15 protein-coding genes are annotated in these 13,846 nt (G+C 62.5%); 6 read left to right on the top strand and 9 right to left on the bottom strand.

Annotation, left to right across the window (positions count from 1 at the left end):
* Positions 1–37: 37 nt before the first annotated feature.
* The gene (locus AC2YB9_RS02930; RefSeq protein ID WP_487267262.1) at positions 38–760 is read right to left on the bottom strand and encodes a hypothetical protein; all 723 of its coding nucleotides are present in this window, start codon (positions 758–760) and stop codon (positions 38–40) included.
* 233 nt (positions 761–993) lie between these two features.
* Here AC2YB9_RS02930 and AC2YB9_RS02925 point away from each other — a divergent pair, with 233 nt between their 5' ends.
* The 6 genes from AC2YB9_RS02925 to AC2YB9_RS02900 are packed head-to-tail and all read left to right on the top strand — an operon-like array spanning position 994 to position 6,282.
* Positions 994–1,620 (top strand): CDP-alcohol phosphatidyltransferase family protein, encoded by a 627-nt coding sequence (locus AC2YB9_RS02925; protein ID WP_487267261.1) that lies wholly within the window; start codon positions 994–996, stop codon positions 1,618–1,620.
* 23 nt (positions 1,621–1,643) lie between these two features.
* Complete coding sequence (locus AC2YB9_RS02920; RefSeq protein ID WP_487267260.1) at positions 1,644–2,888, top strand: ABC transporter substrate-binding protein; 1,245 nt, start codon at positions 1,644–1,646, stop codon at positions 2,886–2,888.
* 7 nt (positions 2,889–2,895) lie between these two features.
* Positions 2,896–3,783: an ABC transporter permease gene (locus AC2YB9_RS02915; protein WP_487267259.1), complete on the top strand. Its 888-nt coding sequence runs from the start codon at positions 2,896–2,898 to the stop codon at positions 3,781–3,783.
* Positions 3,780–4,559, top strand: coding sequence for an ABC transporter permease (locus AC2YB9_RS02910; protein ID WP_487267258.1), 780 nt, complete (start codon positions 3,780–3,782; stop codon positions 4,557–4,559). The genes AC2YB9_RS02915 and AC2YB9_RS02910 overlap by 4 nt, the downstream gene beginning before the upstream one ends.
* Positions 4,556–5,599: an ABC transporter ATP-binding protein gene (locus AC2YB9_RS02905; RefSeq protein ID WP_487267257.1), complete on the top strand. Its 1,044-nt coding sequence runs from the start codon at positions 4,556–4,558 to the stop codon at positions 5,597–5,599. The genes AC2YB9_RS02910 and AC2YB9_RS02905 overlap by 4 nt, the downstream gene beginning before the upstream one ends.
* Positions 5,596–6,282: a TVP38/TMEM64 family protein gene (locus tag AC2YB9_RS02900; protein WP_487267256.1), complete on the top strand. Its 687-nt coding sequence runs from the start codon at positions 5,596–5,598 to the stop codon at positions 6,280–6,282. Before AC2YB9_RS02905 ends, AC2YB9_RS02900 begins: the two co-directional genes overlap by 4 nt.
* Here AC2YB9_RS02900 and AC2YB9_RS02895 read toward each other — a convergent pair.
* The 8 genes from AC2YB9_RS02895 to AC2YB9_RS02860 all read right to left on the bottom strand — a co-directional run bounded on the left by AC2YB9_RS02895 (position 6,239) and on the right by AC2YB9_RS02860 (position 13,800).
* On the bottom strand, positions 6,239–7,654 hold the full coding sequence (locus AC2YB9_RS02895; RefSeq protein WP_487267255.1) for a dihydrolipoyl dehydrogenase family protein: 1,416 nt from the start codon (positions 7,652–7,654) through the stop codon (positions 6,239–6,241). The genes AC2YB9_RS02900 and AC2YB9_RS02895 overlap by 44 nt on opposite strands.
* Positions 7,654–7,932, bottom strand: a complete 279-nt coding sequence (locus tag AC2YB9_RS02890; protein WP_487267254.1) for an anti-sigma factor — start codon at positions 7,930–7,932, stop codon at positions 7,654–7,656. Before AC2YB9_RS02890 ends, AC2YB9_RS02895 begins: the two co-directional genes overlap by 1 nt.
* Complete coding sequence (locus AC2YB9_RS02885) at positions 7,929–8,270, bottom strand: RNA polymerase sigma factor (RefSeq protein ID WP_487267253.1); 342 nt, start codon at positions 8,268–8,270, stop codon at positions 7,929–7,931. Before AC2YB9_RS02885 ends, AC2YB9_RS02890 begins: the two co-directional genes overlap by 4 nt.
* Before the next feature lies 1 nt (position 8,271).
* Entirely contained in the window at positions 8,272–8,910 is a 639-nt protein-coding gene (locus tag AC2YB9_RS02880; protein WP_487267252.1) for a class I SAM-dependent methyltransferase, read from the bottom strand.
* Positions 8,911–8,962: 52 nt separating this feature from the next.
* Entirely contained in the window at positions 8,963–9,436 is a 474-nt protein-coding gene (locus AC2YB9_RS02875; protein WP_487267251.1) for a hypothetical protein, read from the bottom strand.
* Between the two features lie 105 nt (positions 9,437–9,541).
* Positions 9,542–12,739 (bottom strand): AfsR/SARP family transcriptional regulator, encoded by a 3,198-nt coding sequence (locus AC2YB9_RS02870; RefSeq protein WP_487267250.1) that lies wholly within the window; start codon positions 12,737–12,739, stop codon positions 9,542–9,544.
* Between the two features lie 80 nt (positions 12,740–12,819).
* Positions 12,820–13,020, bottom strand: a complete 201-nt coding sequence (locus AC2YB9_RS02865) for a hypothetical protein (RefSeq protein ID WP_487267249.1) — start codon at positions 13,018–13,020, stop codon at positions 12,820–12,822.
* 192 nt (positions 13,021–13,212) lie between these two features.
* A complete protein-coding gene (locus tag AC2YB9_RS02860) occupies positions 13,213–13,800 on the bottom strand; it encodes a hypothetical protein (protein WP_487267248.1) in 588 nt (195 codons plus the stop codon).
* Positions 13,801–13,846: the final 46 nt, after the last annotated feature.

Below are 13,846 nucleotides of genomic sequence, written 5' to 3'. Positions count from 1 at the left end.
GACTGGTGAAGCGTCGCCTCATACGACAGTTTGCCTGCTAACCCGTCAGCGAACCCACGGCGCGCGCGATGACCAGCAAGGAGGTCAACAATGCGGCCGTGGCTTCGATCCCCATCAGGATTTTCGCTCGCGATGACAGCGGCATCGTGTCGGTGGGACTAAACGCACTGGAGTTGGTCAAGGAGACATACAGGTAGTCCACAAAAGTCGGGGTCCACCCGGCAGACCTACTCGACGTCCTAGCCACCTCGTCGATAGTGTCGTCGTTTTCGTCCTGCGAGAAGCGCCAGTCAGCCGCCTGCATCTTTGCGCGCGGTACCGACCGCCGCGCCACCGGTCCGCCTCGGTCCAGTTCCCAGAACAAGAGCGCGAACCCGATCACGTTGGTGAGCCACACCTGCATCGCGGCAACCAGCAGCGACCCTCCCGGGGTGGACGCACGAGACATAGCCGCCACCAGCATTCCAAGCGCGATCATGTTCGTGACAATCACGAGCGTTGCCTGAACAATCGACGCGGATCTGGACCAGCGCGTCTCTCGAGTCAGCCGGCGCGGGTTGGTAATCATCAGCCCCACCAGCAGAAGAATCTCCAGGCCGAGAATGGCATAACGCGGCACGAAGAGCAGTTCGCTTGGCAACAACGCATACGTTAGACCGGCAACGACCACCGCGAATGCCGGCGGGAAACGGTGCTCGCCATCGGCAACCCGGCGCGTGCGGATCTCCCGACGCTCCGCTGCGCTCGAACTATCCGTCACAGTGAAAAAGTACCCGAAGTGTTCGGCGTTATGCTGATCTGCCCGACTTCTGCGCGTTTCCTCGATCCCTTCAGTCATCACCGGAAAGCTGGATCGAACGGGAATGCAACCCGCACGTGAGCGGGTTCCCTTGGGTATGCGGTACTAAGAACATTCAATGCCGTCCACACTGCACGACTGCCATACATGCGTAAGAGTGGACAGAACCCATCGTCGATGCCGAGGAGATTTAGATGCTTGATACCGCGGCGCGGCGACTTACCGGTCCTGTGCTCGATCAGGCTGCGAAGCGAATCTCGGCCGTCGGCATCAGCGCAACGACCATCACGGTCGTGGGCTGGGTGATTGGCGTTGCGGCCTGTGTCGCGGTGACACGTGGTGCCTGGAGCCTTGCCCTGGTGTTGTGGCTCCTCAACCGCGTGCTTGACGGGCTCGACGGCGCCGTTGCCCGCCAGGTGGGGCCCACCGATCTCGGCGGATTCCTCGACATCCTGGCTGATTTCAGCATTTACTCCGGTTTCGTTCTGGCGATAGCGATCGAAATCCCCACGGCTCGTCTTGCGTGCGTTGCGCTCTTGGTGTCGTACTACATCTCCGGCACGGCATTCTTGGCATTGTCGTCGATATTGGAACGGCTTCACTTCGAGCAGTACCGCGATGCACGGTCCCTGCGCTTCATCGGCGGACTTGCCGAGGGCACCGAGACAGTGATCGCATACGCGCTGATCGCGCTCCTGCCCCAGCATGCCGAGATCATCATCTGGGTCTTCGCCGCAGCCGTCGCGCTCACTGCCCTGCAACGTCTCGCCGAAGGTATCGTCACGCTTCGGCGACACCCCGCACTTCGTACGACCGCATGAATTCGACTCTCAGGAGCCCTGCTGTGCGCACGCCGCGTCGCTATTCACTTCTGGCCGCAGCCCTAGCCGTCGCCGGGGCCTTGTCACTTTCGTCCTGTGGCGCCAGCGATGATTCGGCGGCCCAGCAGATCGATGTGAACAACTGGTCCCAGGTCCTCGCTGACGCCGACGGACAGACCATCAATTGGTATATGTATGGCGGCGACGACCTGCTCAATACCTTCGTCAAGGACGAGGTGACCCCGCGGCTGGCGAAACTGGGCGTGACGCTCAAGCAGATTCGGATCACCGACACCGCCGACGCGTTGAACAAAGTACTCGGCGAGAAGCAGGCTGGCAGGACCAGCGGCGGCGCCGTCGACGCCATCTGGATCAACGGCGAGAACTTCGCCACCGGCGTCCAAGCCGATATCTGGTCATGCGGCTGGTCCAGTGGCCTGCCCAACGCCAAATATGTCGACTTCAAAAACCCCGCCGTCGCAAATGATTTTGGCGTACCGGTAAAGGGTTGCGAAGCCGTCTGGCAGCAGGCCAACTCCGCGCTGGTCTACAACAGCGCGGACCTCGACGCATCGGACGTCGTGTCCGTGGATGGTCTACTCGCTTGGGCGAAGGCTCATCCGGGCAAATTCACCTATCCGGCGCCGCCGGACTTCACCGGATCAATGGCGGTCCGTTCGCTGCTGTATGCCCACATGGGTGGACCAGCCCCGCTCACCGGTGGCTTCAGCGAGCAGAAGTACGCCAATGCCACACAAGGCTTCTACAAAAAGTTGAACGCGATCGAACCGAGTCTCTGGCGGCGTGGGAAGACCTATCCGAACAGCCAGGAAGCGGTCGAGAAGCTGTTCGCCGATGGCGAGATCAGTGCCTATTTCACCTACGGCCCGGGCGCCGTGGCGACCAAGGTGGCCAACGGTTCCTTCCCGAAGTCGACCCGAGAAGCCGTTCCGGCTAGCGGCAACATCAGCAACTACAGTTTCGTCAGCATTCCAAAGAACGCGACGCACCGATCCGCAGCATTCGTACTCGCCAACACGCTGCAGGATCCGGAGGTCCAACTGGCCCTTTTCGAGGCGACCGGAATATACCCCGGCATCGAGGTCTCACGGAGCAGTCAAAGCGTTCAGCAGAAGTTTGCGGCCGTGCCCCAGAGCCCGTCAGTGCTGTCACTCGCAGATTTGACTGCCAAGGCGCAGCCAGAACTCGCCAGCGGCTACCCGTCCAGAATTGAGAAAGACTGGACCGCACAGGTTCTGCAGAAATAGCTGCGCCATGGTGCCAAGCTCCGCGCTTCTGCGCTCCCCGGTGATTAGCCGCGTACTTCTTTTGGCACCGGCCATGCTGGTGATCGGCATCTTCTTCATCGGTGGCTTTGTCCAGGCGATCCTCCAGAGTCTTGGACACGCGCCGCTGGTGGGGCAAAGCAGCTGGTCGTTCGATGCGTATCGGGCGGCCGCGGCAGATCCGGCCGTACGCTCATCGCTCGTGCTCACCCTGCGGATCGGCATCATATCGACCATCATGGCCACCGTGCTCGGCGTCGGCTGCGCGCTTGTGGTGCGACGGCTCGGTGCCGGTCGCGCGTGGATGACACAACTTTTTCAGGGCACATTGGCGGTGCCACATCTGGTCGGAGCGCTCTGTATCGGCCTGTTGCTGTCGCCATCGGGATTCCTGTCGCGTGCTGCCAGCGCGGTCGGGCTCAGCGATGGGGTCCAGCAGTTTCCGGTCCTGACTCAAGACAGTTTCGGTTGGGGCATCATCGCGGAGTACGTCTGGAAGGAGACGCCGTTCATCGCGGTGATCACCCTCGCGGCGATGAGTGCGAACCTGGGGCGACTTGAAGCCGTTTCTCGTACGCTGGGCGCTGGGCGGTGGCAACGACTCGGGCACGTGACCTTCCCGATGCTGGCCGCTCCGGTCGGCGCGGCCGCAATCCTTGTCCTTGCCTTCACAATGGGTTCCTACGAAGTTCCGGTGCTGCTGGGTCAGCCGTTCCCGGCTCCACTTTCCGTCGTGACCTATCAATCGTTCAACGCCATCGATCTGACCAGCCGTCCGCAAGCGATGGCCGTCGCCGTGCTGCTCGCAGCGCTAACGACAGCTATCGCGGGGCTCTATCTAATGTTGATACGACTCGGCAATCGGAGGGCGTCGTGAGGCGACTGCTCGCGGTGTTCATCACTGGCGCGGTCATCGCGCCGTTGGTGCCGCTGGTCCTGTGGTCCGGAGCTCGATCGTGGCCCTACCCGGACCTCCTGCCAACCGATGGCACGGCTCGTGGGCTCGCGCTTATCGTGTCGCCTGAGTCGTGGCACGCACTCGCGACGTCAGTCGTCATTGCCACCGCCGTCGCCCTGCTCTCCTGCGCAATCGGGCTGCCGGCCGGCCGCGTGATTGGGCTACACCGATTCCGTGGCCGGCGGCTGGTGCAATTCTTGCTCCTCGCCCCCGTCATCGTGCCGGGCCTGGCCGTCATCCTCGGACTACAAGTGTTCTTCATCCGTTGGGGTTTATCGGAGACCGTCTTGGGCGTCGTTCTCGTGCAACTAGTTCTGACCGTCCCGTATGCCGCCGCGATCCTCGGCGGCTCATTTGAGTCTTTCGATATTGACCTCGAGCACCAAGCGCATGTCCTCGGGGCCGGCATGTGGCGCACCACCACACTTGTCACAATCCCGACGCTGGCACCGGCTCTGGCCGCGAGTCTCCTGCTGACGTTCCTGATCTCCTGGAGCGAATACATCCTGACTCTCCTTATTGGTGGTGGCCAGGTCCAGACCCTTCCATTGCTCTTGTTCGCCGCGATCGGCTCATCGGACACCACCGCTGCCGCCGCGCTCGGGCTGCTTGTGGTGGTTCCTCCCGGCCTACTCGTGCTCTTCGCATCCAGCTTTGTGCGCGGTGGCATGCTGTTGGGCATGGCACGGTCATGACAGCAATTCTGACAATCACCGGCCTAACCAAGTCGTACGACGGGGTGCCCGCGGTCGCTGGCCTGAATCTGACCCTCTCCCCGGGGTCATTTACCGCCCTGCTGGGTCCATCCGGCTGTGGCAAAAGTACGACGTTGCAAATGATCGCCGGGCTCGTGACCCCGGACCAGGGCCGGATCGAAGTCGACGGGCTCGACATTTCGCGCGTTCCGACCGAGCGCCGACCGCTCTCGCTGGTGTTCCAGAAACCGCTGCTGTTCCCGCACCTCACGGTCGCCCAAAATATCGGCTTCGGTCTGCGAATGCGACGCCTGACGCGCTCGACGATCAAGGATCGCGTCGCCGCGATACTCGTGCAGGTACAGCTGACCGGACTCGGAGACAGGCGCCCGCACGAACTCTCCGGCGGACAAGAGCAGCGCGTCGCGCTGGCCCGCGCGCTCGTGCTGGACCCATCACTCATCCTGCTCGATGAGCCGTTCTCCCAGCTAGATGCAGCACTGCGGGCCGAGATGCGTGGCTTAGTCCGTGATCTCCACGACTCATCCGGCGTCACCACCCTCTTCGTCACCCATGATCAATCCGAAGCCGTGGAGATCGCTGATCGCATCGTCGTGATGCTCGATGGCACCGTCGAGGCAGTCGGGACCCCCGAGCAGCTCTACACCGCACCGCCGACCCTTGCCACCGCTCGTTTTCTGGGCACCGGCAACGAGCTCCATGGAATGGCAACGAGCTGGTCATTCACGGTGGCTGGCCAAACAATCGATGTAGGGCCGCACACAGTCACCGGCGCTGCCGTCGTCGTCGTTCGGCCTGAAGCGCTTTGGCTTACGTCGCCGGCGGCTGACGGCGTACTCACGGTGACCGTCGACTCGGTGCGCTTCGCTGGAACCCATTTAGCGGTCGCCACGCGCACCGATGATCAGCAGGTCGTGACGATCCACGTCGCGGTTGGCACCGCAGTTACAGTCGGTGAACGCGCCGGGGTGGCGGTCGCGCCCGAACGATGCACCGTCTTCGCGGCGGCCCGATCATGACCCGAGGCGGAATCATCGTCCGGGTCACGGCGCTTGTTCTCGTGGTCGTCGCCTTCATCGTGTTCGAGGCCCAAATCGGTCTCCCGAGCGGTACCGAACTGCGCCGTTACTTCGACGGTCTCGGCTGGCTAGCGCTGCCGGGATTTGTCGTGTTCTACGCCGCCGCGACGCTGCTTCCGCTCCCGAAATCCATCTGCACGATCGCCGGCGGTGCGATCTTCGGTTTTTGGGCCGGCCTGATCATCGTTCTGATCGGAGCCACGGTGGGGTCGGCGGCCGCGTTCACGGGTGCGCGATGGCTGGGCCGCAAATCCATACGCGGACTAACCGTTGATCGGGTCCGCCGACTCGACGAGCAGATCGGCCGGCGCGGCTTCGTCACGGTGCTGCTGGCCAGACTCGCGCCGATCGTGCCGTTCACGACGGTCAACTACCTCTTTGGCCTCACCGCCGTCAGGCTCCGCTCATACGTCGCGGCCACGGCAGTCGGCATCATTCCTGGCACGGTCGTCTACATCGCGGTCGGGGCGTATGGCCTCTCGCCAGGGTCCTGGCCATTCGTGATCGCAATAGTCGGGGTCGTCGTGCTGAGCATCAGCGGCATCATCCATGCCCGCCACGTTCGTGCCGTCGAGGCTGCTACGCCCGGTGCAGCAGGCGACGCACCGACTGCAAAACCTTGAGTGCACGACGCACCCACGGACTTGCAAGATCGTCCTGAAGTTGCGCCAGTGCGGCCTTCCACACCCCATCGCCGTAGGTCGGGTAGGCATGCATTGAGGCTGCTACGTCGCGAGCGCGCAATCGGTGACGGGCGGCCAGCACCACCTCGGCCAGTGACTCGCCAGCCCGTGGACCGACGATTGTCGCGCCGACAATGCGACCGCGATGATTCAGCACTAGTCGACTGAACCCCTCGGTGCGCTCCTCGACGATCGCCCGGTCCACCTCATCGTGCAGAACGGTACGAACGGTGAGTCCGCTGCCAATCCCATCAAGACCAACCCCGAAGGCCGCCACCTCAGGCTGCGTATAGGTCACGCGCGGCACCGTGGCCAGATCCACTGACCGCCGCAGTCCAAGCACCGCATTCGTCGCGGCCTGACTGCCGTGTGCACCTGCAACGTGGGTGAATGCGGGGTTGGCCGTCACGTCTCCCGCTGCCCAGATACGCCGGTTTGTCGTGCGCAGATGCTTATCGACGATGGCGTGCCCGTGTGTGTCGAGCTCGACCCCTGCACGGTCCAGCCCGAATCCGCTGGTGTTGGGTCGTCGACCGATCGCCAGCAAAACATGACCTGCTTCGATCGTTCCGCCGTCGCTGAGAACCGCGATCGCACCGTCGAATCCGGTGACCGAGACGCCGGTGCGGACGGCGACACCGTCAGCGGTGAGCACCGACAACAAGATGGCGGCAGCGTCGGCGTCCTCGCGCGGCAGGATCCGTGCTCCCGACTCGACGATCGTCACTGCGGTTCCGAGCCGCGCGAACGCCTGGCCCAGTTCGCAGCCGATGCTCCCCGCACCAATCACAAGGAGCCGCTCCGGACGGGTCGTCAACGACCACACGGAGTCCGACGTCAGCACGTCGGTTTCTGCGAGGCCAGGGATCGGCGGAGCTACCGGCGCCGATCCGGTCGCGAGAACGGTATGCCGAAAGCGCACCTCGATGCCGTTGACCGTCACCGATCTCGGGCCGGTGAACTCACCGTCGCCGTGGACGACGGTCACGCCAGCAGCACGTAGGTCAGCGGGTGAGTCGACCGGCTCAATGGCCGCAATCGACGCATGGACGTGCGCCATCGCGGCTGCGAAGTCGGTCGGCAAAGCATCTGGTCGATGGGCTCGTCCCAGCAGCGCTTTGCTCGGAACGCACCCGGTCCAGAGGCAGTCACCACCAGTTCGGTGACGTTCGATCAGGAGTACGTCAGATCCCAGCCCGGCGGCGGTTTTTGCCGCGACAATCCCGGCAGTGCCGCCTCCGAGCACCACGAGATCCCATGGCTCTCGACGGTCGGCGAGCGAGTCTGAAGCCCAGTCGATCGGGATAACCATCAGCCGACATCGCCGTGCGACAAACGGTGGGCCTGAACCTTCAGCCGAGCTACGCGCGCAGGGTCGGGCGTACGACGATCAGCTAGTCGAGCAAGTGCCGATTTGACCCCACGGCTCTCGTTGACGATGGCGGTGCACCGCTCGCATACGTCGAGGTGGGTCTCAAGCCGGCGTAGTTCCTCAACGGTCAACGGGGCGGCGGGGTCGGCGTCGATATAGCGCTGGATCCGATGGGCCGACCACCGGCAGGTGACCATCATGTGGATTAGGCCGATCATCGCTGCCGCCTAGTATTCGACGCTCGGTTGAGCTGTTTGCGCATGCGGGCGCGGGCGCGGCTTAGGCGGGACATGATCGTCAGAAGCCAGGCACGACGATAGGCGCCATCGAATGAGTCGATCCCTTTGTAGGCACGGATCATCGTCTCCTGCACGAGGTCCTCTGCCTCGGACCATGACCCAGCGAGGCTTTGCGCAACCCGCAGCATGACCTCGACCTCCGGTTCGACGTACCGCGCGAACGCTGCCGAGCTTTCGGTCGCATCGAGCATTGCGGTTCGTTCCACATCAGAAGAACCCGGTGCGTGCTCCGAATCATTCCCGTCGGGCGTAACCACGTCAGGACGTCTCCTCGGTCGACCAGTTCGTTCCGACCGCCACCACAACATGGCCCCACCGGTGCAACTCAACGTTAGTGTCTTCGAGGTCGTCCGCAACGAGCATCCACGGCCTGCGATCCAGATCCACTCCCCCGGCAAAACAAGCGAACCGTGCGGCGGGCGTCAGCAGCCGGCCGAAACCCTTCGGTAGGCCGAGGTCGACGACCGCGATACGTCCCCCGACTCGCGTATGGCGGCGAGCTCCCGCCCAGGCTGAACGCCAGTCGGGGATGATCGACAACGAGTAGGTGGCGATGACGGCGTCGAACGTCCACGGCGCAACGAGATCGTAGAGCTGGCCGGCGTCGCCATGCACAAGGGTCACGTTCTCCCCCGGCTGAAACTTCCGTCGAGCCTGAGCGAGCATCGAGTCGCTCGCATCGACGCCTACGATGTGCCCGGCAGGGCCGATACGTTGGCGAAGATGGGGGAAGTTGAGTCCAGTTCCGCACCCCACGTCAAGGACGCAGTCGCCCGCTTGGAGCGCGAGTTGGTCGATCGCTCGGACACGCCCGATACGGTAGATCGGCCGCTCACCCGAAAGCGTGTCGTAGCGGGCGGCCCCCGTTTTGTAGCGCGGAATGTCAGGGAGCCTCATGAGTCCAGCATGACGCACGGGTGAGCGGGGCAGCCATTCTCACCCGCGGTGGTTAAGCGGCCTTTTTGATTTCGGGGATCTTTTCGCCCGACTCCTTGAACGACAAGAACGCGAAGACCGTGAATGCGATGGCCGCGACGAACAGGATCCAGGCCGACCAGCCGGGACCAACGCTGGCACCGAATCCGCCGCCACCGATCGTGAACGGACGAAGGATCAGCAACAGCGTGCCAAGAACCGCAGCCGCGAGAACGATGAGATTCCACGGCACAGTTGTCGGCAGCTGATCCTTGGCGAACGCCTTCACCGCGACCAGCGCCGTCGCGGCAACAATCAACAGGATGCCCAGCGTCGCATAACTGTGCCAAGCGCTGGTGCCGGTTGAGAGGTTCATACCGCTCAAAGCTTTGCTGCCCTTGAAACTCACACTGATATAGGCGGTAAAGAACGAGAGCAGGATGGTGAGCCCGCCAGCAATAAGCGCGCCCTGGTCAATTTTGCTGAGTGTCTTGACGTCGATCGCCATTCGAATTTTCTCCCAACGATGAATACTGCGTACCCGATCAGAGGAGTATCGCAATGACCCCTCACATACGCCTCACACAAGTCACCGAAGCCAGTTCTGCTCCGGTCACTTGATCAGCGGATCAGCCACCGGTTGCGCCCACAACGCCATCGTCGGCAGCTCGGTACGCAGTCGATCAGCCGAGCGCTGATGTCCGCTCACGTCCAGGTCGGTGGCGGGTCCGCTGCCTGCAATTCGGGTCAGCGAAAACCACGTGTCGGCAGCGGTGGTGACAATTCCCAATTCCTGCGCGTCATGGGCGATCGCGTCAAGGGCCGCGCTATCGCCGGCGATAGTTGCTATGCCGTGGCGCGCAAAAAGCTCTAGCAGTCCACCTCCGGCAACCAGTTTTGCTTCTTCCAAAAGCGCTACCGACGCGCTGACGTCCGCGCCGATGCGGACCGCACAATGAGCAAGCATGCCGGCGAAATAACTGTGCTGAGCGTTGAGCAGCCACCGAGCCGTATCAAGGAGCGTGCGCGCAGCCAGTCCAGTGCGCGCGTCGACATTGTCCTGCCAGGCATCAGCCCAAGCACGCAGCATCACCACCTTGGGATCACCGCTGGCTGCTGGCGGAATCGCATCGAATTCTTTATCCCCCGCAGCGGCCCGGCCAGTTGCGTGGGCGGCGGCACCGGTAAGTGCTAGGGCGGCGGGAAGCAGCCCGGCAATATCGCGCCACTCGAGATGAGCCGATGCCGATAGGCCCAGCTCGTACGACCGTTCTGCATCGCCCGAGAACAACTCGCTAAAGCCGAGCGCGTACTCCCACATACCCAACGACTCAGGCTCGCGCTCCTGCGCGTCGGTGATCATCTGCTGCAATCGGCGCCGTGACGCCATAACATCACCGGTATTGGACAACATCATGATCTCAGTGAGGTTGATGAGTGCCGCGCCGCCGGGCACGAGTTCCATGATGTCCTCGGGTATTCGATGCAATTGGGCGAGCGCCCGCTCTGCGTCATCAAGCGGCCCGGTGATCACGCCAGACATCGCGACGGTGATCAAGCCAAGTGTCGCTGCGGCATCGGTTGTCTCCTGGGGTGCGTCGACCGCTTCGCCGGCTTGGCCCGCAATGGCTGCCCACCGCATCGCATCACGCCGGAGGTGCTCAGCAGTATCGGCGTCATCGATCGTGATTAGCGCGGTTTGGACGACGTCGAGCGCGCCAGCAGCATCATGGTGTTGGAGCCCGAGATGTTTGGCATGAGCAAGCGCCACCGCCGCCTGCTCGGACGCAGTCGTGGAATTGGCGCGAGCAGTCTCAAAATGTTTAACAACAACCTCGGACATACCCAGCGACGACGCAGCAAGGCCGGCAATCCGGTGCGCATGAACGCTGCTCGGAACGGAACTCACGACCGCCTCGGCGGCACGGAGTGCGAGCCGCTCGTTGAAGGCGCCGAGCGCATGCTCAGCAACGGCAAGGGTCGCTTCGACGTCGATCGGCTGGTCAAGATCAAGCGCCAGGATGTGCCCCCGGCGGCGCCCTGCCGGCCAGTTAGCCGTCGCGTCGCTGAGTAGCACCTGCAGCACTTCATTGCTGAGATCGCGCCACAAGGCGGCGGAACATTGCGCGCGAAGGAATTCTTTATCAAGCGGATGTGAAAGACGAAGCCGCCCGTTGACCGAATACTCCACCACGCCAGTGCGCGTCAGCGCCCTACGGTCGCCCGCTCCGAGCGCACCCGATGGATATTCACCGGCGATGGCCACCCGCGCCGCGGCTTCAATACCGGCGTGGTCCAGGCCATTGAAACGTTCGCCAACAACCTGGGTGAGTCGTGGCGTCGAGGCCGGAGCGCCAGACAACTCCCAGCCGTGTTCGGTCCACACGAGCCGATCTTCGTCCAACGAGGCAGTGATGATCTCGCGAAGATACAGCGGGTTCCCGCTCGCCGCCCGAAAAATCTGTGGCCGTGCGTCAGGGGTGAGCGGACCGCCGACCAGCTGAGCGACGAGGCCATCGGCGGCCGTGTCCGAAAGCGCGTCGACCTGCACCTCGATAAGTTCCCCGCTGTCATACAACGATCGGATTTCTTGCGGTGCGCTGGTGAGATCGCGAGCGGTCAGGATCGTCGGCACCTGAGCGGCACGAATGAGTTGGGTGACAACAAAGAGCGAGGCCTCATCCAGCTGGTCGACGTTGTCCACCAGCGAGACAGCCATCGACCGTTGGCGCGCGAAATGATCGACCAGCGCGGCCGGCGACGTCCAATCCTGTGGAAGCGAAGCACCGATTCCCGCGAAGACCCCGAGTGGAACTGCTTGGCTGAGCGGAGTAGCAGTCAAGAGGGGCGCCGAGCAATGTTGGGCCTCAAAGCGAGCGCTGACCGCTCGCATGAGGTGACTCTTGCCGATACCTGCGGGCCCTGTGAGTAGCAGTGTCCGATGAGCGCGGAGCAGCGCGACGAGCGCATCGGCTTGATTTGATGTCACAACGCGACCGCGCGAGTCATTCGCACTGACCTCTGCCGCATCAGCGGCGTCGAGCACCGGTGTCGGCACGGGCAGACGAAGTAGCGTCTCGGCCGGCTGCTCCTGCAGTATGCCTAGGTGCAACCGCCCGAGTTCGCTGCTCGGCTCAACCCCGAGACGATCGGCGAACATTGCGCGGGCCTGGGAGAACACTTCGAGGGCTTCGACTGCGCGACCACTGGAATACAGCGCCATCATCAACTGGCCCCAGTGCCGTTCAAAAAACGGGCTCTCCTCGACGAGGGCATGCAGTTCGGAGATAACCGCAGTGCTGTTGCCGAGCGCCAAATCCAGGTCAATCCGATCAGCGAGTGCAGTAGCGCGAAGATCGTCCAGCCGCACCGTCTCCGCGCGCAACGCTTGGATGTCAGGAAGGCCCGCGAAAGCCTCCCCATGCCAAAGTTCGAGCGCACGGTTGAGGCACTCGGCTGCCTGCGCGAGATCACCGTCAGTGAGCAGCGCGCTGCCGTGCTCGCAGAGGCTTTCAAAAAGCGCGGAATCAGTCTGGATATCCGCCGGATCGAGCCGATAGCCGTCAGCCACGAATTCGATCTCGACCGAGAGTGCCGCCCTCAGCCGGGAGACTCTCGCCTGCAATGCATGGGCAGGATCGCGTGGCGGGGACTCGTCCCACAGGTCTGCGATGAGTTGCTCTAGCGGCACCGGACGACCGCTGGCGACTACGAGTCGCGCCAGCAGCGCTCGCTGTCTAGCCCCGCCCAAGGAAAGGTCTCGCCCGTCCATACTTGTCCGCAGCGCGCCAAGTACGAAAACGTCCAACACCCGATCTCCTTAAACCGAAACCTCCCTCACCATAACAATGACGGTCGTTGCCGACAGGAGATCTCGCAGGAGCCGAGGCCTCATTGACTGCTCATGAGTTCACGCAAGTCGTCGGCGGTGGCCACCTTGCCGTCACCGTTGGCATCGAGGTGGGTGATGACTTCCTGACTGACGATCACGAAATCTTGAACGCATTGGGGCATTGTGTGCGAGCCGATAATCGCGCTGACAACGTCTTTGTCGAGTTCTTTGTCGGCCCTAGTGGGTTTGATCGAGACCACCAATGATGATGGATATGCTCTTCTTTGCTGCGGGGTCTTCTGCCTCCTGCTGGCCCACTGCGTCCGTCACATCAGCGATATCGGCCCCTGACAATTCATCCGATCCGCACCCGGTGAGTGCGACCATCAAGAGTGCAGCGACTGATATTGCCGTGAATAAACGCATTTTTCTTCGATCCAATCAGTGAAATCTCATAGTTTGCGCAGCGTGTAATGGATTGAGGTCTTGGCGTCGCTGTCGCGGTTGGGGTGCACCACAAGAATGAGCAAGTATCCGCGCGACTTTGCCTTGGTTACCGCTTTCTGGCCTTCAACACTTCGGTTAACGACCTGCCAATCGTTTTTGGCCAACTCGTTTTTGAAAAAACTATTGACGGCCGAACGCTTATCCGGGGTGACATATTCAAGAACCCACAGGCGATCACCACCGGCATGTGCAGTCATCTGCTTTGTCGGTGAATAGAACGGCACACCGATGTCGGGGAAGCCGCTAGGAAGATTTTTCGGTAACGCCGACGCATCCGGAGCGGGGGTGCCCACAGTCTGGCTATCGTCGGCAGCGTCAGGGGAATCGGAGGTCGCTTCCGGCTGAGCGGTTGGCGTTTCAGTCGCCACCGGCTTATCTGCGGTCTTGGTGCCGAATCCGTCGGTCACGGCATAGGCAATTCCACCGCCGCCAGCGACCACAAGAGCAGTAATGGCAACGATCCACACCGTGGCGATCCCCTGCTCCGTCGCGGCTCGTCTCGACCCCATGGCCTGTCGGAGCCGTTCCCTCATACTCATCGCTACCTTCCAATGCTGGTCTATGTCTGATTAACCATCT

The sequence above is a fragment of the Aeromicrobium changchenzhani genome (assembly GCF_057586615.1).
The sequence above is the reverse complement of the archived record's forward strand: the minus strand, read 5'-3'. Positions and strand labels throughout refer to the sequence as shown.